This window comes from Rhodococcus sp. C-2 (assembly GCF_027854095.1).
GTDB lineage: Bacteria > Actinomycetota > Actinomycetes > Mycobacteriales > Mycobacteriaceae > Rhodococcus_F > Rhodococcus_F qingshengii.
In genome coordinates this window covers 413,407-434,192 of the sequence record NZ_JAQGFI010000006.1, presented here as the reverse complement: position 1 = coordinate 434,192, position 20,786 = coordinate 413,407, and the positions used below count along the sequence as shown (strand labels likewise).

The 20,786-nt window shown below is 62.7% G+C and carries 21 protein-coding genes; 7 read left to right on the top strand and 14 right to left on the bottom strand.

Annotation, left to right across the window (positions count from 1 at the left end):
• Nucleotides 1-4: 4 nt before the first annotated feature.
• The 8 genes from PCS43_RS15960 to PCS43_RS15925 all read right to left on the bottom strand — a co-directional run bounded on the left by PCS43_RS15960 (nt 5) and on the right by PCS43_RS15925 (nt 9,819).
• A complete protein-coding gene (locus tag PCS43_RS15960) occupies nt 5-808 on the bottom strand; it encodes a sugar phosphate isomerase/epimerase family protein (RefSeq protein ID WP_030535320.1) in 804 nt (267 codons plus the stop codon).
• Nucleotides 805-2,532 (bottom strand): FAD-dependent oxidoreductase, encoded by a 1,728-nt coding sequence (locus tag PCS43_RS15955; protein WP_007733576.1) that lies wholly within the window; start codon nt 2,530-2,532, stop codon nt 805-807. The genes PCS43_RS15960 and PCS43_RS15955 overlap by 4 nt, the downstream gene beginning before the upstream one ends.
• Nucleotides 2,529-3,623 (bottom strand): Gfo/Idh/MocA family protein, encoded by a 1,095-nt coding sequence (locus PCS43_RS15950; RefSeq protein WP_007733574.1) that lies wholly within the window; start codon nt 3,621-3,623, stop codon nt 2,529-2,531. The genes PCS43_RS15955 and PCS43_RS15950 overlap by 4 nt, the downstream gene beginning before the upstream one ends.
• Entirely contained in the window at nt 3,623-4,447 is an 825-nt protein-coding gene (locus PCS43_RS15945) for an aldo/keto reductase (protein WP_064443835.1), read from the bottom strand. The genes PCS43_RS15950 and PCS43_RS15945 overlap by 1 nt, the downstream gene beginning before the upstream one ends.
• Nucleotides 4,444-6,396, bottom strand: a complete 1,953-nt coding sequence (locus PCS43_RS15940; protein ID WP_209911685.1) for an oxidoreductase — start codon at nt 6,394-6,396, stop codon at nt 4,444-4,446. Before PCS43_RS15940 ends, PCS43_RS15945 begins: the two co-directional genes overlap by 4 nt.
• A 44-nt stretch (nt 6,397-6,440) precedes the next feature.
• Nucleotides 6,441-7,322, bottom strand: a complete 882-nt coding sequence (locus tag PCS43_RS15935; protein ID WP_007733571.1) for a shikimate dehydrogenase — start codon at nt 7,320-7,322, stop codon at nt 6,441-6,443.
• Between the two features lie 63 nt (nt 7,323-7,385).
• Nucleotides 7,386-8,762 carry an MFS transporter gene (locus PCS43_RS15930; RefSeq protein WP_007733570.1) on the bottom strand — a complete coding sequence of 459 codons (1,377 nt, stop codon included), beginning with the start codon at nt 8,760-8,762 and terminating at the stop codon, nt 7,386-7,388.
• A gap of 139 nt (nt 8,763-8,901) precedes the next feature.
• The gene (locus tag PCS43_RS15925) at nt 8,902-9,819 is read right to left on the bottom strand and encodes a LysR family transcriptional regulator (RefSeq protein WP_039973351.1); all 918 of its coding nucleotides are present in this window, start codon (nt 9,817-9,819) and stop codon (nt 8,902-8,904) included.
• Nucleotides 9,820-9,953: 134 nt separating this feature from the next.
• Between PCS43_RS15925 and PCS43_RS15920 the strand changes: the two genes are divergently transcribed.
• On the top strand, nt 9,954-10,646 hold the full coding sequence (locus PCS43_RS15920) for an SDR family NAD(P)-dependent oxidoreductase (protein ID WP_064444223.1): 693 nt from the start codon (nt 9,954-9,956) through the stop codon (nt 10,644-10,646).
• 22 nt (nt 10,647-10,668) lie between these two features.
• On the opposite strand, the gene PCS43_RS15915 is transcribed toward PCS43_RS15920, so the two are convergent.
• Nucleotides 10,669-11,442, bottom strand: coding sequence for a hypothetical protein (locus PCS43_RS15915; protein WP_064443837.1), 774 nt, complete (start codon nt 11,440-11,442; stop codon nt 10,669-10,671).
• A 105-nt stretch (nt 11,443-11,547) separates the two neighbouring features.
• On the opposite strand from PCS43_RS15915, the gene PCS43_RS15910 reads away from it, so the two are divergent.
• Both PCS43_RS15910 and PCS43_RS15905 read left to right on the top strand, forming a co-directional pair.
• Nucleotides 11,548-12,375 (top strand): crotonase/enoyl-CoA hydratase family protein, encoded by an 828-nt coding sequence (locus PCS43_RS15910; protein ID WP_003939849.1) that lies wholly within the window; start codon nt 11,548-11,550, stop codon nt 12,373-12,375.
• Nucleotides 12,372-13,910: an AMP-binding protein gene (locus tag PCS43_RS15905; RefSeq protein ID WP_058037803.1), complete on the top strand. Its 1,539-nt coding sequence runs from the start codon at nt 12,372-12,374 to the stop codon at nt 13,908-13,910. The genes PCS43_RS15910 and PCS43_RS15905 overlap by 4 nt, the downstream gene beginning before the upstream one ends.
• On the opposite strand, the gene PCS43_RS15900 is transcribed toward PCS43_RS15905, so the two are convergent.
• Nucleotides 13,903-14,535: an alpha-ketoglutarate-dependent dioxygenase AlkB gene (locus tag PCS43_RS15900; RefSeq protein ID WP_007733562.1), complete on the bottom strand. Its 633-nt coding sequence runs from the start codon at nt 14,533-14,535 to the stop codon at nt 13,903-13,905. The genes PCS43_RS15905 and PCS43_RS15900 overlap by 8 nt on opposite strands.
• Nucleotides 14,536-14,682: 147 nt before the next feature.
• On the opposite strand from PCS43_RS15900, the gene PCS43_RS15895 reads away from it, so the two are divergent.
• Complete coding sequence (locus tag PCS43_RS15895; RefSeq protein WP_007733561.1) at nt 14,683-15,099, top strand: DUF7144 family membrane protein; 417 nt, start codon at nt 14,683-14,685, stop codon at nt 15,097-15,099.
• A gap of 94 nt (nt 15,100-15,193) precedes the next feature.
• Here the strand turns inward: PCS43_RS15895 and PCS43_RS15890 are convergent, their stop codons facing one another.
• Nucleotides 15,194-15,421, bottom strand: a complete 228-nt coding sequence (locus tag PCS43_RS15890) for a hypothetical protein (RefSeq protein ID WP_020970523.1) — start codon at nt 15,419-15,421, stop codon at nt 15,194-15,196.
• A gap of 248 nt (nt 15,422-15,669) precedes the next feature.
• Here PCS43_RS15890 and PCS43_RS15885 point away from each other — a divergent pair, with 248 nt between their 5' ends.
• Entirely contained in the window at nt 15,670-16,461 is a 792-nt protein-coding gene (locus PCS43_RS15885; protein WP_073512651.1) for a MerR family transcriptional regulator, read from the top strand.
• Nucleotides 16,462-16,844: 383 nt separating this feature from the next.
• Here the strand turns inward: PCS43_RS15885 and PCS43_RS15880 are convergent, their stop codons facing one another.
• Both PCS43_RS15880 and PCS43_RS15875 read right to left on the bottom strand, forming a co-directional pair.
• Nucleotides 16,845-17,747, bottom strand: coding sequence for a DedA family protein (locus PCS43_RS15880; protein ID WP_073512653.1), 903 nt, complete (start codon nt 17,745-17,747; stop codon nt 16,845-16,847).
• A complete protein-coding gene (locus tag PCS43_RS15875) occupies nt 17,744-18,451 on the bottom strand; it encodes a class I SAM-dependent methyltransferase (RefSeq protein ID WP_073512689.1) in 708 nt (235 codons plus the stop codon). Before PCS43_RS15875 ends, PCS43_RS15880 begins: the two co-directional genes overlap by 4 nt.
• Before the next feature lie 132 nt (nt 18,452-18,583).
• Between PCS43_RS15875 and PCS43_RS15870 the strand changes: the two genes are divergently transcribed.
• Complete coding sequence (locus PCS43_RS15870; protein WP_073512654.1) at nt 18,584-19,720, top strand: sensor histidine kinase; 1,137 nt, start codon at nt 18,584-18,586, stop codon at nt 19,718-19,720.
• Entirely contained in the window at nt 19,717-20,361 is a 645-nt protein-coding gene (locus PCS43_RS15865) for a response regulator (RefSeq protein WP_073512655.1), read from the top strand. Before PCS43_RS15870 ends, PCS43_RS15865 begins: the two co-directional genes overlap by 4 nt.
• 37 nt (nt 20,362-20,398) lie before the next feature.
• On the opposite strand, the gene PCS43_RS15860 is transcribed toward PCS43_RS15865, so the two are convergent.
• A complete protein-coding gene (locus PCS43_RS15860) occupies nt 20,399-20,773 on the bottom strand; it encodes a hypothetical protein (protein ID WP_073512656.1) in 375 nt (124 codons plus the stop codon).
• Between the last annotated feature and the right edge of the window lie 13 nt (nt 20,774-20,786).

Genomic DNA, 20,786 nt, shown 5'->3' with positions numbered 1-20,786 from the left:
GCCGCTAGGCCAACACTTCTCGCGTGGCCTCGACCAGGCGCTCCAGCCAGGCGTCGGTGCCGACGGCCTGACGCAGCGGCTCGTTGGGCAATTCGATGCTGACCGGCAGTCCGGCAGGCAAAGTCGACCAGATGTCGGCCAGGGCGATGCCGCCGGTGCCGGGCACCAGACGCTCCTCGCGGGCCTGACGGATCAGCTCTGCGTCCCCAGTGGGAGCGGGGGTCGAACCGTCGCACATCTGGGCGTAGTGCAACCACTCGCGAGGGATGGACGCAAGATCCTCGAGCGTTGTCGCCGAGCGGTCGGTGTGCAATGCGTCGACCAGGACACTACGAGCCGGACCGTCTGCCGCCGAGACGATCTCGATGGCCGCACGTGCATCGGGCACCGCAGTCCACGGCATGAACTCGAGGGAAGCGACGATGCCGTAGTTCGCGCACAGTTCAGCGAGGCGGGCATAGGAGTCCGTGAGCCGAGCGCGGTCGCGGTCGTCGCCGCCCACCAGAACGGCTTTGGCTCCGAGCTGTGCTCCGGCTTCGAGCAGCGGAGCGTAGTCGGTGGGGTCGAAGTCGGCTGCAAGACGGATGATTTCGAGGTCGAATACCTCGACCGGTGAATCGCCCAGTCGACGCACCAGTTCGTCCAACGACTGCTTGTCCTCGTGCAGAGGGTAGGCCGTCGTACCTGGTGCCGCGGGCATCAGACGGATACCGATGGTGTCGAAGCCGTGCTTTTCAGCTAAGTCGACGTGCTGCATCGGTGCGGTGTCGAGCACTGTGAGGGCTGCCAGTCCGAGTGAGAGTGTCATGCGTGCGCTCCAACTGTCTCGGCTCCGGCCAGTTCCCGGCCGGCCAGGTAACCGAATGTCATGGCCGGTCCGAGGTTGATGCCCCCGGACGGGTAGTGCCCGCCCATCACGCTCGCCTGATCGACGCCGACGGCGAGCAACCCCTCGATGGGGCGGTCGTTGTCGTCGAGCACATGCGACGACGAGTCCGTGACCAGTCCGGCGAAGGTGCCGAAACTCCCTGGCACGACTTTCACCGCGTAGTACGGACCCTTCTGCAAGGGCGCGAGCGACGGGTTCGGCCACGGATTGGAAGCATCTCCGGAACCTCGGTTGAACGGTGTTGTACCGCGACCGAACTCGGGGTCTTCACCGGCCACGGCCCCGATATTGAAAGCTGCGACGGTTTTCTCCAACTGCACGGGGTCGACGCCGATCTTCTCGGCCAAGTCCCGAAGAGTGCGCCCACGCGTGAGGTACCCCGAGCGCAGGTACGGCTGGATCGGGATCGGCAAGGGCTTCGCCATGCCCAGCGGGAGGTATCGCACATACTGTTGATCGGCAATCAACCACGAGCACACCTCTTCGCCCTCGGGAACCTGCTCGACCATCGCGAGTGTGTAGTCGTGATAGCCGAGTGCTTCGTTGACAAACCGCTTGCCGTTCGCGAGAACTCCGATGACACCGGGCTTTCCGCGATCGAGGATGTGCGGGAACACACCTTCCTTGCCGTTGCGGTAGCGAACGATGGAGACGGGGCAGTACGCGACGGGGGAGGCGAGGGTGCGGTCGAGTCGGCCGCCCACGGATTCGCCGAGGGTGATGCCGTCGCCGGTGGTTGTCTTCGGAGTGAGTGACCAGTGCTCGTTTCCGGTGGGGGTACGGGGGAACAGTTCACGTCGGCGGTCGATGTCCTGGGCGAAGCCGCCGGTGGCTAGTACGACGCCGCGCGTGGCAGTTACCGAGTACGCGCCATCCGGACCTTCGAGGCGGACGCCGACAACGCGGCCGTCGTCATCGGTCTGCAACGCGGTCGCGGACGTCTTCACCCGAAACTCGACGCCCAGATCGAGTGCCGAGCGCAGCATCATGCCGACAAGCGCGGTGCCGTTGACGAGTTGCTGGCCACGACGCTTGGTGGCGAGATCGAACATGTGCTTAGTCACCCGAACACCACAGTGCACAAAGGCTTTTGGTGAGCGGGTCGAGTGCAGGAAAGCCTGCAGGTCGGGCCCGGCCATGATGCCCATACCGAGGAACGACGTTTCGTACAGCTGCCGACGCAGTAGCGCCGCGACATCTGGTCCGAGCTTTCGCAGACTCACCGGTTTCGGTCCGACGGAACGGTGACCCGTGCCGGCGCCCGGTGTGTCACCGTGAATATCGGCGATCTTGGCTCCGGGCACGAACTTCAGAGCAGTCGTGCGTTCGAAGAACTCGACCATCTCCGGGGCGCCGTCGAGGAGTGCATCGACCTTGGCGGCGTCGAAGTTGTCGCCGAGTCGGTTTTCCAGATACGTCCGCGGCGCCGAACGATCCTCGACAACCCCGTCGGCGATGGCAAACATGTTGCGTGGGGTCCACATCCACCCGCCCGACCAGGCCGTTGCGCCGCCGCAGGTGTCGGCCTTCTCGACAACGAGTACCGACGCGCCGCCATGTGCTGCGGCAATTGCTGTGGAAAGCCCGCCTGCGCCGGAGCCCACGACAACCACGTCGTAGGTGAGGGGGGTACTGCTACTCATTTCTGCTCCTTGGCAGTTGTTGCGAGGGTCGGTGTCGATGTCAGCTCGACAACCTTGCCCGTTCGTGACGATTCGTAGATTGCGGCGATGATGGCAAGTGACGCGCGCGCGTCTCGACCGGTGACGGCGGGTTCGCGCCCGGTCAGGACCGCGTCGGCGAAGTCCTGAACCTGCAGGGTGTGGAAGTCGGTCAGTGCCGCATTGACCGCTCCCACATCGAGATTGGCGTCGATGTCGGCGGAGTACGGCGACCGGAACTCGACTTCGCCCGGCACGGTCCAGATTTCGTTGACACCCTCGTGCCCTTCAGGAAATTCGAGGACGCTGGCAATGGCGCCGGTGCGCCCGATCACCGTCACGCGGTTACCCAGATTGTGATTGGCACCGGTAGTCGCGGTGACGGTGGCGGTGCCGCCCGAGGCAAAGGAGATCACAGCTGACGCGCTGTCTTCGGTCTCGATGTGCTCACCGTGGGTGTGGGTGCGGATGAAGCCGCTGACCGAGACGGCCTCGCCCATGAACCAGGCCAGCATGTCGATCTGGTGCACGGCCTGTGTCATGAGCACGCCACCGCCGTCGGTGTCCCAGCGTCCGCGCCACGCATCGGCCGAGTAGTAACTAGACGGGCGGTGCAGGATCACCGACGCCTCACCGAGCATGGGTAGTCCGATCCGCCCGTCGTCGATGGCGTCGCGGATCCGACGTGCTGCCGGCCAGAATCGGCGTTGGAAGAGCACCCCGAACGTGATACCGGCGCGGTCGGCGGCCTCGATCATGCGGTCGGCGGCAGCAACATCGACTGCGATGGGCTTCTCGCACAAAACATGTACACCCGCTTCGGCAGCGGCCACGACTACCTCTTCATGTACCGGGTGCGGCGTGCAAACGGTGCAGGCGTCGAGTCCGAGGGCGAGAAGTTGCTCCACTGAACTCACGGCTGCGGGAATGCCGTGCGCTGCCGCGAACTCCTGGGCGCGTCCGAGATCGGGATCGCAGCAGCCGATCACCTCGACACCGGGGACTTGTTGCAGCGCGCGGGCATGGTTGCCGGCGATCTTGCCGCAGCCGACGATTCCGACTTTCAACGTCATCAGAAATGTTCCTCTGCTTCGACGTCCCGCGCTGCAGACTCGCCGCGGTCGAGACTGTTCAGTGCTTCGATGTCCTCGCCGGATAGGGTGACGTCGAGTGCTGCCAGGTTCTCGGCCTGACGCGTCGGGTTCGCTGATCGCGCGACCGGAACCACACCCTGCGCGACGTGCCAAGCGAGGACCACTTGAGCTGGTGTGCAACCGATTCGACCGGCGATCTCGCTCACAACGGCGTTGTCGAGCACGTCACCCCGGCCGAGCGGACTCCACGACTGCGTGAAGATGCCAAGTTCGTCGTTGGCGCGGCGAACCGGGATCCGAGCGAGCGACGGGTCCATCTGAATCTGGTTGACTGCCGGTGCCTCGCCGGTTTCGGCGACGACGCGGCGCAGGTGGAGCTCCAGGAAGTTCGACACACCCACGTACCGAACCAGTCCGGCGTCGCGGCAGGCCAGCATCGACTCGAACGACGCGACATAGCGATCGATTCGCGGGAGTGGCCAGTGGATCAGGAACAGATCCAGCTGGTCGAGTCCCAGTAGTTCCAGACTCTGCTCGAGGGCGCCCCGAATGTCGCCGGAAACCTGGTCGTTGCCACGAAGTTTGGTGGTGACGAACAGTTCTTCTCGCGGCACACCTGATTCCGCCAGCGCCACACCGACGGCGCCCTCGTTGCCGTAGATCGCGGCGGTGTCGACGAGCCGGTATCCGGCCTCGATGCCGGAGAGAACCGAGTTCGTGGCGTCGGCACCGACCAGGGGCCAGGTTCCGAGTCCAATGGGTGGCAATGCAGTTGCCACGGGTGTGGCTGCCTGTGTGGTCATGCGTGAACCTCCTGACGTGCCGCAGCGGCGGCGGTGATCGCGACGGCAACGTCGGCTGCGGTCACGAGTGCGGCATGGATGGACCCGCCGTCACCGCTCGCGTCGCCGACGGTATGTACTCCGAGTCGTGGTGCCAGTGAACGGAGTTCGGCAAGAAGTTCCGAACGCGGCTCGACGCCTTGCGAGATCAGCAGTTCGCCGGGAGCATCGACCTCGCTCAGCACACCGGCCGTCGAAATCGTGACGCGGTCAGCGGCGACTGTGGTGACGATCGAGCTGAGGTAGGTCGTGAGGTTCTCACTTGCGGCCAGGCGCGGCAGCAGCACGATCTTTCCGCGGCGTCCGACGTCGTGCGCGATGGTTTCCTGCGGGCCGATCATCACGACCTGGGTGCCCTTCTGAAGGAGATCGTCGGCGACGGCCGCAGCTTCACGGTCGGCGCCGAAGATGGTGACAGCGGCAGGAGTCGGATCGCTGGAGACGAGGAATTCGCGGACGTCGCGAACGGTACGGGTAGCTGCTCCGGGGAGATCGACCACGGGGCCGACGCCGCCGGCGGCAAGAACTATGGCGTCGAAATCGACACCGGAGAGCAAAGCAGCATCTACCCGGGTCGAGGTGTGGCAGTGGACCCCGAGTTCAGCCAGTTCCGCGGCGTACCAGTCCACGATCCGTCCATATTCGGGATACTCGTGAAGCTTCGATGCCAGAGCGAAGTCGCCACCGAGGCTGGGTCGCTCGTCGTACAGGTCGACGCGGTGACCGGCAAGTGCGAGGTCGCGGGCAGCGGCCATTCCCGACGGCCCGGCACCGATGACGGCGACCCGCACGGTGGCATCAGCCGGCTTTGTAGGCTGATCCAATTCGCGGCCGACCCACGGGTTGACGGAGCAGGGAATGGGGCCGGCGGCCAGGCTGTCGATGCAGTAGTTGCAGGCAATGCAAGGGCGGTACCGGCCACCGTCGATGGCACGATTCGGGAAGTCCGGATCTGCGTGCAGCGTACGAGCCATGCTGACGAAGTTCGCCTGCCCGGATTCGATGATCCGCGCAGCGATCTCCGGCGACGTGATGCGTCCGGCCACTCCCACCGGGATGTCGAAGTCGCGCTGGTACTGCTCGGAGTACGGCGCGAGGAGACCGCGCGACCATTCACCGGGCTGGATGATCCACTGTCCCGCTTCGTAGTTGCCGGCCGAGACGTCGAGGAAATCGAGTCGGTCGGTGTCGATGGCGCCGATGCGAGCGCGAGTCATCTCGGCGTCGAGTCCGCCGTCGATGCCTTCGAAGGCTGAGAATCGGAGTCCCAGAGTGATTCCCGGTGCGTGCTCGTGGACGGAGGCGATGACCTTGTTGACGAACAAGGTGGGGTCGGCCCACTCGTCGTCGCGGTGATTGTAAGCAGGGGAGAGGAACTGGTGGATCAGATACCCGTGGCCACCGTGCAGGGAGATGACGTCGACGCCGGCCTGCTGGCAGCGTGCCGCGGCTTCACCGAAACATTCGATGATGTGCTCGATGTCCTCGCCGTCGAGTTGTTCTGGCATCTCGCCGCCGACAACCAAACACGGAATCGGTGTCGGGGCAACGGGAACAAACCCGCTGACAGAACCTTGCGCCGTACGTCCACCGTGGTTGAGTTCGACTCCGACGAGGGCGCCGTGAGCGTGGATCGCGTCGGCCATCTTCTTGATGCCGGGAATCCGTTCGTCGACGTCGACGCCCATCTGCCGGATGCGTCCCTTGCCGTCGGCACGCACGTAGCTCGCTTCGGTGAAGATCAGTGCAGCACCACCTTCGGCGCGGCGGGCGAGGTACGCGATGTACTCGTCCGTCATGGTGCCGTCGACTTCGCAGTAGTTGCGTTCCATCGGGGCCGACACGAACCGGTTCCGGAGGCGGACGCTGCCCATGTCGAGAGGTTCGGCGAACGGCGCAGTCACGTTCATCAGTGCTCCTGGTACTTCGCGAGAAAGTAGGTGTTCGGTTGTGCTCATGCGCGTGCCGTCTCGGAGAGCAGCTCGCTCAGATGGCTGCGCATGCGATCCGTATCGGCTTCGACACCCGTCAGGAGTGTGAAGGTGTCAGAGGCTTGAGCCACCAGCATCTGGCCGCCGTCGAGGACTCGACATCCGAGAGTAATTGCAGCGTCGAGCAATTCGGTGCGCATCGGCCGATAGACGATGTCCGCAACCCACAAGCCCGCGTGGAGCGCCGCGGGGTCGAACGGAGTTCCGGGATGGCCGACCATCCCGATCGGAGATGCGTTGACGACGCCGTCGCACGTAGTCAGGTTGACGGCGATCTCATCGATCGCCAAAGCCGTTGTGCGCGTGCCAGGGAAGGCCGAGGCGACGCGAGAACACACATCGGCAGCGCGAGCGGGATCAATATCTGCGATGCGAAGATCCGTGGTGCCGGCGGCGGCGAGTGCGTATGCCACAGCGGAACCCGCCCCTCCTGCCCCGGCAAGCACCACTCGGTCCAAGGCGGCGTCGGGCAAACCGCGCTGCAGTGCTGTGAGGAATCCGCTGTGGTCGGTGTTGTGGCCGATCAAACGGCCGTTGTCGACCACAACCGTGTTGACGGCACCGAGCAACCGCGCGTTGTCGGACAGCTCGTCGAGCGCGTCCACGACAACCTGCTTGCACGGGTGGGTGATGTTCAGTCCGGTGAAATCGCCCGCGACGGCGCCACGCACCACCTCACCGGTTTTCTCGACCGAGATGTTCAGGTTCTCGAGATCTACCAGTTCGTAGCTGTAATCGTCGAGTCCCAGTGCTGCTGCTTCGTGTGCGTGCAACGCGGGCGAGAGTGAGGTGGCGATACCCGACCCGACAAGGCCGATACGGTGACGTGTGTATTCGGTGGTCATGACATTCTCCTGCATAAGTGGGGACGGCCCCTCGCGGCAATTCAGCGCGAGGGGCCGGTCCGGTCAAGCGTTGTTGCTGGTGAGCTCTGAGTCCTGCTTGATCGGCAGGCTCGGCTTCGGTTGGCCCAGTTCTGCTGTGGGCGTGCGGTACGTTTCCGGTCCGGTCATTGCCGCGATGGCGGAGACGACGGCGAAGCCCAGGCACATCCAGGCAACCGGTGTCCAGTTGCTCTTGTCTCCGGCTGAAATCGCCTGAGCGATAGCCGGTGTGAAGCCGGCAACAAGGAGTCCGAGCATGAGGCTGACGGCCATTCCGGTGTATCGGACCTTCGCGGGGAACTGCTCCGGGAAGTACGCCGGGTACGTGCCGTTGGGCATGGCGTAGAAGATGCCGATCATGACGATTCCCGAAGCGAAGACCATGGGGACGCTTTGGGTTCCGATCGAATGGAAGAAGACGAAGATCATCAGGCCGGCTCCGATCGCGCCGACGACGAAGATGGGCTTGCGTCCGTAGCGATCCGAGAGGATGCCGAACAGCGGCTGAGTCAGTACGGCAACAAAATTGGCGGTCGCGATTGCCCACAGCATCGTGGAGCGCTCGAAGCCGGATTCGACGGCGTACGCCAGGGCGAAGACGTTGACGATGGTGTTGATCATCGCGAAGGTCGAGCTCATGCTGATACGGATCACGGTGCGCCAGTGCGAGCGGAACATCTCGACGACGGGAATTCCGGCCGTCTCGTCCTGTTCCTTGAGTTCCTCGAATACCTCCGGCTCATCCAGGGCGCGACGTAGCCACAGCGCGACGACGGTCACGATGATGCTGAGCCAGAAGGGAACTCGCCAACCCCACGAGTAGAGGTCTTCGTCGGGCAGGCTCGCCACTGGGATGAATACCAGGCTGGAGACGACGATGCCGAACATGATCCCGCTCATGGTGAACGAGGTGAAGAACGAACGACGGTGATCAGGTGCGTGTTCGAGCGTCAGTGCCGAAGAGCCGGGTGATTCACCGCCCGCAGAGAGCCCTTGAAGAAGGCGAAGCAAGACGAGAATGATCGGCGCGGCGATGCCGATCTGGTCGTAGGTCGGCAGGCAACCGACGATGACCGTCGCAACACCCATGAGGAGCAGGCAGGCGAGAAGCGCGTTCTTGCGTCCGTACCGATCGCCGAGGTGTCCCCAAAGCACCGCGCCGAGCGGGCGGGCGACGTAGGCGACACCTAAGGTGCTGATCGAGAGCAGGGTTGCCGTTGATCCGCCGCCGGGGAAGAAGATCTTGGGGAACACCAGCGCGGCCGCGGAGCCGTAGATGAAGAAGTCGTAGTACTCGAGGGTGCTGCCGAGGAAGCCCGAAACGGCGGCGCGGCGCGCATTCGAATTCGGGTGCTCCGCAGTGGAGTGCGTGGAACCGGTGGAGGTGATCGGTGGTGCCATGTGAAGTCCTTTCGTCCCGATGGGCCGGCCGTGGCGGCACGTTTGGTGATGCACCACGCATCGGTGACGTCCCTCACCTTTCGGCGGCTGAGACGACAGTGCCACGAAGGACTATGGCGCGTCCAACACTAAATGAGTCTCAGATAATGACGTTTTTGGTCTCAATCTCCGGCGTCGGCAGAATTTCCTCGGATGTCTCCAATGCGACGGCGAGCGCATCGGTCATGTGCCGCGGTGACCAGGCAATTCCGTGATTCATGAACGTCGGCTCGCCGGTGAGTGGGACGAACACACTGCCAGGTGGGGTGATAGCAGCCATACCGGACGTCATCAGCGCTACACCGACGCCGGCGGCAACGAGCATCAGGATCATGTACGGATCGGTGATCTCCTGAACCACGCGAGGCCTGAAGTCTGCGTTGATGCAGGCGCGCATCGCGGTTTCCTGGAGGGCCGAGCCGGCCGAGAGCGGGGTGGTCACGAATCCGTCGTCGGCCAATTCGCGGAGGTCGATCGCGTCCCTCTCTGCGAGGGGATGGTCGATCGGAAGCACAGCGCCGAATGCCTCCCGTCGGATCAGCCGGGTAGACAGTGATGCGGATTCCACGGGTAGTCCGACGAAGGCGAGATCGAGGGCGCCGCTCTCGAGTTGGATGACGGCGTCGCGCGTCATGATCCGGCCGAGGAGTGTCAGTTCGACTTCCGGATAACGCTGACGCAACGCGCGTGTCAGTGGCGGAAGTGCTTGATAGTTGAGCACTCCGGTGAACCCGATTGTGACTCGTCCGTAGACGCCTCCCGACGACGCGCGCGTAGCGTGTCGTGCCGTCTCCATGTTCTCGATGACGCGATAGGCGTGGGGGAGAAAGGCATGTCCGCCGGATGTGAGTGCGACGCTGCGAGTGCTTCGTTCGAACAACTTGACGCCGATGTCCTTTTCGAGCTTTCGGATCATCTGGCTGAGCGGCGACTGGGCCATCTGGAGCCGTGATGCGGCCCGCCCGAAGTGAAGTTCTTCCGCAACCGCGACAAACGCGTGCAACCAGCGGGTTTCCATCGGCAAGGCCTCCAGGTATTTGACGTTGACAACAAACGCCATATATTCAGAATTTCTACACAGTGTGACGGCAATTATGCCTGTTTGCAACATAAATTGAGTGCGTAGCGCACAGAAACTCAGGAGTGAATGCGATGCAGGGTTACCCAGAGGGTGTCACAGCGCTCGTTACCGGCGGTGCGAGCGGAATCGGCGCCGCCAGTGCAAAGCTGTTGACGGAGAGGGGAGTTCGGGTGGTAACGGCAGATCTTGCCGAAGGCGCGGACGAACAACTCGACGTGAGTGATCCGACAGCAGTCGATGCGCTTCGAACCAGGCTCCGCAGAGTCGACATCTTGATCAACAGTGCGGGAATCGTAGGACCATCAGCGCCACTCGTCGACGTCGACCTCGCGGCTTGGCAGCGTACGTTCCGCATCAACGTCGAAGGGACATTCCTGATGTGCCGGGCGTTCGTGCCGGGGATGGTTGCGTCGGGGTGGGGGAGGGTCGTCAACCTCGCAAGTATTGCGGCCAAGGACGGAAACCCGAATCAGAGTGCATATTCCGCGTCCAAAGCGGCCGTCGTCGCGCTGACGAAATCACTCGGCAAAGAGGTCGCCACCACCGGTGTGCTGGTCAACGCGATAGCTCCGGCGGCCGTGGAAAGTCCTATGAATGCCGGCACCGATCCGGCCATCCTCGCCCGTTCGCAGTCTTTGACGCCGATGGCGCGAATGGGGAGGGCCGACGAGATTGCCGAACTGATCTCCTGGCTGTCGTCGTCGGCGGTAAGTTACTCGACCGGCGCCGTGTACGACGCCAGCGGCGGCCGTGCAACATACTGAATTACCTTCTGGGAGAAATCGATCAGAACCGGAGCAGTGACTGCCACAGTTCGCGAGATGCGTCCTGGTACTCGAGCATGTGCGAGATCAGTTCGCGCAGTGGCTGTGTCGGTTCGAGTTCTTCCGGAAGGAGCGGATTGCGCACGATGACCGCGATCACCGCGCTGCCCAGAGCAAGTGATTCGCGGGCCGCCTCCTCGCGACTGATTGTCGCCAGGCGTGTTTGCGCCTGTGTGAGTGCTTCACGGGCCTCGGCGATGTCGGCCAACAGTGCTTCCGAGTTCCAGAGTGTGCGGATTGTCGAATCATCCTCGGGGGCAAGGTGAGCGATTTCCATGACGGCCGATTCGGGGGCGGCGCCGAGTCGGCGGAGAGTGCGGCGGGCGCTGTCCGTGCCGCCGAGGAGATTGTTCGGACGGACTGCGAGTGTGGGCTTCCACTCCTCGTAACCCGCCAGTCGCAGCGCTTGATCGTGCCGGCGGGCGGCAGTGCGGTCGCTTCGTTTGAGCCCCGAGTGCTCGACGGCGATCCAGGTACCGTCCCAGGGGCGTATGCGATCGGTACGAGTTCGCCACCCCTCGACCTCGCTGTAGGTGGGGATGCCGTCCGGGTTGAGGACGTACGTTCCACGAGCGGTACGACGCAGTTTGTTCTCGCGGCACAGTCGGCCCGCTGCCACGCGAATGCTTGATGCGCTGACGCCGACGATCTCGCCGGCCCGGGTCAGCACAGCGGTGCTGAACTCGGTGTCCGGGCTCGCTGTTGCGAGGTCCAGCACAACTCGGGTTGCGGACATTCCTCGATCAGTTTGTAACAACTTTTGAACAACTCCTGACAAATTCTGTTACAAGTGGCATGGTGGGTACCGGGAAACCTTATCCGCGAGCAGTGAGGAAATATCGTGACCGACTCCGATCGACCAGGTGGCGATGTCTATGTGGAGCGTGACGGTGGCGTCACTGTCATCGTGATGAATCGCCCTGATCGCAAGAATGCGGTGGACGGGCCGATGGCGGCGCAGTTGCGTGATGCCTTCCTGGAATTCGAGTCGGACGAGAGTCAGAAGGTGGCAATTCTGTGGGGTGCGGGCGGCACATTTTGTGCCGGTGCGGATTTGACCGCAGTCTCCGACCCCGCGCGCGTGCACGAGTTGCATCCGGAAGGCGGCGGCACCGGCCCGATGGGGCCGAGTCGGTTGGTGTTGTCCAAACCATTGATCGCCGCCGTCAGTGGATACGCAGTGGCCGGAGGGCTCGAGCTTTCATTGCTCGCGGACCTGAGGATCTGCGAGGAGGATTCCGTGTTCGGAGTCTTCTGCCGGCGCTGGGGAGTTCCTCTCATCGACGGCGGGACCGTGCGACTGCCGCGAATCGTCGGGCAGGGGCGAGCGCTCGACATGATCTTGACCGGTCGCCCGGTCGACGCTTCGGAGGCGTTGGCCTTCGGACTGGCCAATCGTGTTGTTCCAGTGGGGCAGTCACTCCAGGTAGCCAAGGAGCTTGCGCACCAGTTGTCCGCTTTCCCACAACTCTGCATGCTCGCGGATCGCGCATCGGCCTACCGATCTTTTGATCTACCACTTGCCGAAGCACTGCGCGCCGAGGGTGTCGCAGGAAATCCCATTGTCATCGCCGAAGGTGTGCGCGGCGCTGCTGCGTTCGCCGCGGGCGCCGGCCGGCACGGCCGATTCGAGAACAACCCGAATTCGAACGAGGAAACTGAACCATGATGCCCGTAACCCGAGATCTGATCGCCCGTGGTGCGCGACAGCACGGACCGCGAACAGCCGTCGTCTTCGGCGATCGATCGATGACGTTCACGGAAGTGGACGAACTCAGCAGCCGATTGGCGCATACATTCATCGCGCTCGGTATCGGGCGTGGCGCACGGGTTGCGTTGCTGGTCAACAACTCTCTTGCCAGCGTGCCTGTCGATTTTGCGTGTGTCAAAGCCGGCATCAACAGGGTTCCGCTCAACTCGCGACTCTCGCTCGACGAGCACGCACGAATGCTCGAGGACACCGACACCTCGCACGTCGTTTTCGGTACTGACCTTGCCGGCCGAGCTGCTGAACTGTCCGCCAGGTTCCCGGATCGGACGTTCGTCGGGCTGGAAACAGGTGCGGAGGGGCAGCTTTCGCTGTTGGATCGAGCACAGGGCATGTCTTCGGCCACTCCGGACGTCGAGGTAGATCCCGACGACGTGATCCTGACGCTGTTCACTTCCGGGACCACGGGAACGCTGAAGGCCGCGCAGCACACTCAGCGCAGCTACGCCGGAATCTGCCGCAATGTTCTGCTCAATCTGCTTCCGGCGACTCAGGACGACACGATGTTGCACGCAGCATCACTGATTCACGCCAGCGGTGTCTTCGTGCTTCCATTCTGGCTCCGTGGCGGTAAGACCGTCATCCTCCCCGGTTTCGACCCGTCGACCTTCTTGGACTCGATAACCGAGCATCGGGCTACGGCAATCAATCTGGTGCCGACGATGATTCAGATGCTCCTCGAACGCCCTGATTTTGCGAGCGCAGACATCTCGAGTCTGAAATCCGTGATCTACGGTGCGTCGCCGATGCCGCTGGCCACCATCGAACGTGCAATGCAGGCGTGGGGGCAACACCGTTTTCTCCAGTACTACGGGCAGACCGAGGCACCGCTGTGTATTGCAGTCTTACGGCCCGAAGATCACACGGAAGATCGCCTGCTGTCCTGTGGTCAGCCGGCCATCGACGTCGAGATCAGGCTGCTCGACGGCGAGGGAAACGAAGTGCCCCAGGGAGAACCGGGTGAAATCGTGATCCGCTCGCCATCGGCGATCGCCGGATACTTCAATGCACCGGAACTGAATGCGGACACCTTCACCGAAGACGGCTGGGTTCACACCCGTGACATCGGTCAGTTCGACGCCGAAGGATTCTTGTTCTTGAAGGACCGAGCTTCGGACATGATCATCAGCGGCGGATACAACGTCTACCCCCGTGAAGTCGAGGATGCACTCCTGACGCATCCGTCTGTCCGTGAGGTCGCCGTGGTGGGTACCGCCGACGCCAAGTGGGTGGAGGCGGTCACGGCTGTGGTGGTGCTCGAGGACGGGACCGTCGAAAACGACGTACTGCAAGCATCATTGGTCGCGCACGTCGGCGAGCGACTGGCGTCGTACAAGAAGCCGCGTCGGGTTGTTTTCGCAGAATCCATACCGAAGACGGCCGTCGGCAAGCTCAATCGGAAGGCGCTGCGAGACGAACTCCGCGACGCTATCTAACTCCGCGAGTGCGGAATTGAACGCTGATTCTCGGCCCGAGGGCCCGCGCACTCTTCGGGACACAGTGTTCCCACGTGCGTTGGCAGGATCCGCCCATGACGAGTAGATCTCCGTGTCCGAGATTGAAGCGGATGGATTCGCCGCCCCCACGAGGGCGCAATAGGAGCGGGCGAGCCGCACCGAGAGACAGGATGGCCACCATCGTGTCCTCGGTGCGACTTCGTCCCGTATCGTCCCCGTGCCAGGCAACGCTGTCGGAACCGTCGCGATAGAAACAGAGACCCGACGTGGCGAATGGTTCGCCGAGTTCGTCGAAGTAGTGACTGCTCAGCGCGTCTTTGGCTTCGGTGAGAAGTGCGTCCGGCAGTGGTTGATTCTCTGCGTAGAAACACACCAGACGAGGGACGTCGACAACGCGGTCGTACATCTGACGCCGTTCGGAACGCCACGGCACCGTAGCTTCCAGATTGTCGAACACGGCCTCCGATCCGGTCAGCCAGGCCGGGCGATGGTCGACCCATGCGCCGGCGGTGAGGATACGTCTCTGCACCGTGCCCTCGAGATCGCCCAAAGAGACGCCCAGGTCACCGTTGTCGAACAGAGACGGTTGCATCGTGGCGGTCATAGACTCCACCGTACACCGAAATCGAACATATGTTCCCATGAAATTTGATTGCAGTGCTGGACGGCTGTTCATCCTTGCTGGGTGATGTCCGGCGGCGTGAACCTTTGAATACTGTTCTCACGCTATTTCGCCGAAGAAGGGGATGTCATGACTGCTCCGCACCAATCTCATGCGAACCATCCTGTCCGACAAGGCTTTGCCATCGGGACCACGGTGGCGGCAGCATGCCTGCTCTTCGTCGCGGGAATCGTCGCGTTGCTGCAGGGCATCGCGGCTCTCGCGGACAACGATCTGCTGATCGTCGGAGTCAATTACACCTTCGAATTCGATGTCACGACATGGGGTTGGATCCACATCGTGCTCGGAATCATCGGCATCGCGGTGTCGCTGGGATTGTTCGTCGGCATGGCGTGGGCCCGCGGGATGGCATTCGTCATCGCGGCACTTTCGATCGTGGCGAATTTCCTGTGGATGCCGTACTACCCGCTGTGGTCGATCGTGATCATCGCCCTCGACGTCGCTGTGATCTGGGCCGTCGCGACCTGGCGACCTGACGAGGTGTGATCCTCTGACCGAAGTGAGTGGTTCACCTGCGGTAGGTGAACCACTCACTTCGCTGTGTCCGGGCCTCCACGGTTGGCCTCATCCCTACGCGACGTCAGCGCCGTTTCGGTGACTCGCGATCCTGGTTCTCGCGCGGACGCATGTCCTTCGTCGATCGGTGTGGGAAGCCGTGGATCATCGAGCAAGAGATCCAGCAGATCACTACCGTTGCGATTCCGAGTCCGATCGACGCGAATGGTTCCTGCGTGGCCAGCCAGACGCTCAGTCCGATTGCCGTCCCGACGATCAGAATCAGGATGGTGTCGAGTCGTGTCGTTTGCATCGAAATCATCGCCTGGCACAGATTGTTTTCGGCGGCCCGCTGGTTTTGGCGGCCCGCCACCCGGCGAGTGACAGCCGGGGGCAGACCTTGCGCGGCTGACCCCTCGCTCTGGAAATCGCCGCCGCAAGTGATCAATACCCGCGAAATTCGTCTGCGAAACTCCTCACAGGAAGAACAGGACCTTATGCCTCAAGGCCCGACATGCCGGGCCTTGACTATGACGTAGCGTCATAGTTAATGCTGTTCGTATGCGAATCAGCGACGTGGCCAGTGCGGCAGGCACCACTCCGCGGACCGTTCGGCACTATCACCGACTGGGGTTGCTGGCCGAGCCGAGACGACTGTCCAACGGTTACAGAACTTACGAACTTCCCGATCTGGTCAGGCTGATGCGCATTCGTTGGCTCACCGCCGCCGGCATTCCACTCGGATCCATTGCCGCGATGATCGAACCGACGCCGATCGATGCACGAGAACCGGACGACTTCGCCGAAGATCTTTCCTCCTTGATCGCGGAGATAGACCGGAAACAACGAGTCCTCGCAGACCAGCGAGTGCGCCTCCAGGAAATGCTCTCGGCGCGAGGCGCCGGCCGGGTGGTCTCGCCGCTTCCGGTGGAGTTGCTGTCTGCGTTCGACGAGTTGATCGCGTCGTCCCCGACGGATTCGGTTCGGCGTCTGTTCGAGCGTGAACGCGACATGTGGGAATTGGTGGCGATCTCGGGAGCAGCGCCACACGAACTGTTCTCCACGGCTGCGCGATTGCTGTCCGACGAGGGCGACCGGAAGAGAATTGTCGATCTGTACCGTCGTTTCGCCGCTCTGGCTGGGCGCGAGGTAGCCGAGGTTGCAGACGAGATCGCGTACTTGTCGGACGAACTGGAGGAATCACTGGACGGGGTGCTCGGCGATGTGTACGCAGACGGAGACTCTGCAGGTGTCGGCTTTTCGGTCGCGATCGCGGATCTGGTGCCTGATCCAGCGCAACGTGAAGTGGTCGCGCGCGTCGCAACACGTCTCATGTCAGGCGGTACGGCGTGATCCGATCACTGTGGTTGCTCTCGACGGGCAGGAGAGACGGAGGTTCCAGTGATACAGCGACTTTCGGATACGCGAAGGGAACCATGTCGATACCGGTGGCATTTGTCGCGGCGAGTGTGATCGAGGCCGTGGCGATTCACTTCCTGGTGCCGTGGCAGTGGCTTCGCGTCATGCTGCTCGTTGCAACGGTGTTGTCGCTGATTGCGATTGGCGGTTGGCTTGCCGGACGCGTCGTGCACCCACATCTCGTGTCCGCTCGAACGGTGGTGTTTCGTTGCGGCACGGGCGTTCGTGTCGAGGTGGACCGATCACGGATTTCGCGGGTGAGCATGGTCCGAAGATTCGGTGAGACCGCAAACGCGATTGTCGACGACTGCCTGGTTCTACCGGGGCCCGACGGCACTGCCGTGGACGTCGGGTTCGACCGACCCGTCTCGGTCACGCTCCCGAAACGGCTGTCGAAGGGATCTAGCTCCACTCTGATCGATGGGTTGCGGTTGCATGTCGATCAACCCGGCGAATTCTGTGCAGCGTTGTCGCGGGACTGAACTCACATCACGTCGTCTGCGATCCGAATGATCGATGTCCTCCTGCATGCGGTGGCGCCCAGCCTGCGCCGAGCGCTCGCAGAAGGTGCTTCCGCAAGAGTGCGCACGGGACCAACCAGGTAACACCCGCGCTCTCGATCTGCTGCGAAGGATCACCCATCTTGCTCCGACCACCGCAGCGGCCGTCAGTGCGGCAATTGCGACAAGAAATGGGGCCCCGAACGTCGTGATCTGATGGAGGGATGCGGCGGTCATGTACCCGAGGGTTGTCTCGGCTGTCGCCCACACGAGGGCACCGACCGTGCTGTACGGAGCCATCTTGCGGTACGACAGATCAGACATCCCGACGAGGTGGGGAGTCAGTGTTCGCACGACCGGGATGAATCGACTTGCCAACACAGCAGGGCCGCCGTGTCGAAGGATCAGTGCCTCGGCTCGTCGCAGTAACCGAGTGGGGACGCGGCGAAAGAGCCTCTCGCTGAAGGGACGCCGGTGAAGCGAGCGCCCGGTGCGGTGGGCGAGGAAGTCACCGACCACGACTGCTATGGCGGCGATTGCGATGAGAACCGCCAGATTGACGTGCCCGTACCGGGCCATTGCGCCACCTGTCACCAGAAGTGTGAACGTGGGGACAAGAGCGCCGACAAGAAGAACGGACTCGGCCAGGACCGCAGTGCCGACCAGCGCGTAGGCACCATAAGCGGGTACATGTCCCAGCAGCCCAACCAGATCGATCACGCGTTCACCTGAGGATCAGACGGGGCGGGGTTCGGTAGGACTTCACGAGACAGTTCCCACACCAGGGCGGGCGGAAGGTTCGCCCAGATTGTCTTGCAGTCCACGGTGAATCGTTGTCGGTATTCGGTGAGAAGCTCCTCGACCTGGCGGTGGCGACGCACTGATTCCCGCGAAGCGGTCACCGAACGCAGTCGACGAGTGCCCCGGTAGGCGAAGTACGTCAAACACCCTCCACCTGTGAGAAGTTCGTCGTAGCGCGTGAGAATGTCCCTCACCGTGCTTGGCGCAAAATTGGTGAACGGTAGTCCGGAAACGATCGCGTCGTAGCGAATGTCATTTTTTATCAATTCAATTCGTGATTCGTGGACATGCGTGCGCGGCCCGCCGAATCTATGGGCGTCACGAGTGAGCTCGCGCAATCGAGCTGCGAAGCGCGGATTCGTTTCGACGACATCGAGTCTGTCGGTCGGCGAGAGCCGGTCGAGCAGCGCCGTTGTGATGGGGCCCGTCCCTGCTCCGACCTCGAGGACAGTGCGCGGACCGTCGAATCGGGTAACCGGTGCAGTCATCGCCCGGGCGAGTGAGATGCTGCTCGGAGCGACGGCGCCGACGTCACGGAAACTGTCGAACGCCTCGCGTAGGAACATGGCGGAAGAATTGACTCCGGGGCGGACAGATCGAGTGGAGCGGGGTTTGTCATTCACGGATTCGACGCTACGAATATCGGTGAGCAGGAGAATCGGCCGATCGACGACGGTATACCCCGACGAAAGTCGGGGGTCGTGGGCTCCCATCGTCGGGATCAATCGGGAGCTGTGACAACTACTGTCATTGGCATGACTTGGGCTGAGAACTCGACCGTCCGTGCAACGGGGCGTCTCGTCATCGTCGCGGTGTTCACCGCGACCGCTATCCAGAACTGTGCGTCATCTCTCGACAGCGGATATCGGGCTCCCGGGATCGTCGTCGCGGCAGTTGCCGGAGCCTTGATCGCTTGGCAGAGAGTCCCCTGGTACGTCGCCCCAGTGGTGATTACGGCTGCAACCGGCATTTTCGGCTGGGTTCTTCTGCCGCTGCTGGCGTTGGTCCTGTTCGATCTAACAGTCCAGCGGCGCACGAACATCGCCCTGCTCTTCAGTGCAATCGCGATCGCGGTGACAGCATTCGCGCCTGCTCAGGCCACTCCACAGGCAATCGAGATATCCGCGATGATCATCATTCTCGCGTTGCCGATGCTGGCGGGAATGTGGGTCGGACACCGCCGGAAAAGGATCGCAGTGCTCAACGACGAAGTCGCGCGTCTCAAGCACGAACGGAGTCTGGGGGAGGACCGGGCGCGCGCCAAGGAACGGGCCCGGATCGCAGCGGAGATGCACGACGTTCTCGCGCATCGTCTGAGCATCATCGCTCTGCACTCCGGTGTTCTCGAGGCCAAATCGGCGACCCTCCCCGCTCCGATCGGTGATCGACTTACTCTGTTACGCAACGCATCCACGCAAGCATTGTCCGATCTGCGAGACCTTCTCGGGGCCCTTCACGAATCCCCTGAAGATCTGCCGACTCGACCGGTTCTCGTAGATGTCGACGACCTGACCGAACAAGCACACGCGGCCGGGCAAGATGTCACGCTCGTAGTCGATGGCACCTCAGCTGACGCCCCTGTCGCCCTTCAGCTCGCTGTACAGCGCATCGTCTTGGAGTCGCTGACCAATGCGCGTAAACATGCGGTAGGAGGTTCGGTAACCGTCCGCCTCGCCTACGGACCACCTGTGACTACCGTGTCGGTCGACAACACGCTCGGGTCGGCATCCTCGGATGCAGCCCCCTCCGGCTACGGATTGGTCGGACTCCGTGAGCGAGTGCTCGCGCTGGGAGGTGAATTCGAAGCGGGCCCCATCGACGAAGGCGGGTGGCGAGTCTCAGCTCGAATTCCACACCCCCATCCGGTCGAACAAGATTGGCAGGAAAAATGATCCGCGTAATGATCGTCGACGACGACGCACTTGTTCGACTCGGCCTCACGGACTTACTTGTCGACGACCCCGACATTGAGGTCGCTGCGCAAGCATCCGATGGCATCGAAGCAATCGAGAAGGCTACCGCTCACCGGATCGACGTTGCGTTGGTCGATATCCGTATGCCGAGAATGGACGGCATCGCGGCGATCTCAAGGCTCCGCGCTCTGCCGCATCCGCCGAAAATTATCACTCTGACCACCTTCGATCTCGACGAATACGTCTACGAAGCAGTGGCTGCGGGCGCCGATGGGTTCCTGCTCAAAGACGCTGCTCCCGGCGAAATAGTGCGCGCGGTCCACACCGTGGCTGTGGGATCGGCCATCTTGCACCCCAACGCCGCCAGGCGACTTATCGACCGCTACCACCGCACCGATACGAAGGCGGCAACAAATGCCCGCCAACGCATCGAGTCTTTGACGCCCCGCGAACGGGACGTCCTCGACCTCCTCGCTCGCGGAGATACCAACGCAGAGATTGCGCAGGAACTCGGTATGCGGGAGAGCACGGTCAAAGCTCACGTCAGTCGTATCTTGGCCGCGTTGCAGACCACAAACCGCGTGCAAGCCGCGCTGCTTGTGCGTGACGCCCAGCAATGACGCCGGGCCACGGTGCTCTACGGCCCTGCTCGCGTATTCACCGAAGCGGATCGACAACCAGCCACTGCACCGTGCCACCGACATTCCATAGTGCATCGGGGTTGTCGAGCGAGGCCGCGTACGTTGCCGCAGCTTGGTCGCCGGCGATCTCACCTCTCTCGCCCGACGGCGGGTTGGGCTCGAGGAATTCGGAGGGGTGCGGCCCTGGCCATGCAGGCACGTCGAACGGGGAAATGCTGGTGTCGATGAGGCCAGGTCGATGCACGGTCACCCAGTCGGGAACTTGCTTGGTTTCCGCCGCCACGGCGATCCCTGGTCCTTCGGCAGCTTCGCCGTCGCCGCTACCGCAGCCTGCCACTGCAAGAACAAGTCCCGTGATTGCCACACCCACTACCGCATGACGTATCCGCACCGTTTTCTCCTAG

What these genes read in the sequence shown, in the direction of transcription:
- PCS43_RS15885 (WP_073512651.1), top strand. Translation starts at nt 15,670, where the DNA reads ATGCGAATCAGCGACGTGGCCAGTGCGGCAGGCACCACTCCGCGGACC.
- PCS43_RS15925 (WP_039973351.1), bottom strand. Translation starts at nt 9,819, where the DNA reads ATGGAAACCCGCTGGTTGCACGCGTTTGTCGCGGTTGCGGAAGAACTT.
- PCS43_RS15950 (WP_007733574.1), bottom strand. Translation starts at nt 3,623, where the DNA reads ATGACGTTGAAAGTCGGAATCGTCGGCTGCGGCAAGATCGCCGGCAAC.
- PCS43_RS15900 (WP_007733562.1), bottom strand. Translation starts at nt 14,535, where the DNA reads ATGACCGCCACGATGCAACCGTCTCTGTTCGACAACGGTGACCTGGGC.
- PCS43_RS15935 (WP_007733571.1), bottom strand. Translation starts at nt 7,322, where the DNA reads ATGACCACCGAATACACACGTCACCGTATCGGCCTTGTCGGGTCGGGT.
- PCS43_RS15940 (WP_209911685.1), bottom strand. Translation starts at nt 6,396, where the DNA reads ATGAACGTGACTGCGCCGTTCGCCGAACCTCTCGACATGGGCAGCGTC.
- PCS43_RS15895 (WP_007733561.1), top strand. Translation starts at nt 14,683, where the DNA reads ATGACTGCTCCGCACCAATCTCATGCGAACCATCCTGTCCGACAAGGC.
- PCS43_RS15915 (WP_064443837.1), bottom strand. Translation starts at nt 11,442, where the DNA reads ATGTCCGCAACCCGAGTTGTGCTGGACCTCGCAACAGCGAGCCCGGAC.
- PCS43_RS15960 (WP_030535320.1), bottom strand. Translation starts at nt 808, where the DNA reads ATGACACTCTCACTCGGACTGGCAGCCCTCACAGTGCTCGACACCGCA.
- PCS43_RS15890 (WP_020970523.1), bottom strand. Translation starts at nt 15,421, where the DNA reads ATGCAAACGACACGACTCGACACCATCCTGATTCTGATCGTCGGGACG.
- PCS43_RS15955 (WP_007733576.1), bottom strand. Translation starts at nt 2,532, where the DNA reads ATGAGTAGCAGTACCCCCCTCACCTACGACGTGGTTGTCGTGGGCTCC.
- PCS43_RS15870 (WP_073512654.1), top strand. Translation starts at nt 18,584, where the DNA reads ATGACTTGGGCTGAGAACTCGACCGTCCGTGCAACGGGGCGTCTCGTC.
- PCS43_RS15945 (WP_064443835.1), bottom strand. Translation starts at nt 4,447, where the DNA reads ATGACCACACAGGCAGCCACACCCGTGGCAACTGCATTGCCACCCATT.
- PCS43_RS15865 (WP_073512655.1), top strand. Translation starts at nt 19,717, where the DNA reads ATGATCCGCGTAATGATCGTCGACGACGACGCACTTGTTCGACTCGGC.
- PCS43_RS15920 (WP_064444223.1), top strand. Translation starts at nt 9,954, where the DNA reads ATGCAGGGTTACCCAGAGGGTGTCACAGCGCTCGTTACCGGCGGTGCG.
- PCS43_RS15930 (WP_007733570.1), bottom strand. Translation starts at nt 8,762, where the DNA reads ATGGCACCACCGATCACCTCCACCGGTTCCACGCACTCCACTGCGGAG.
- PCS43_RS15905 (WP_058037803.1), top strand. Translation starts at nt 12,372, where the DNA reads ATGATGCCCGTAACCCGAGATCTGATCGCCCGTGGTGCGCGACAGCAC.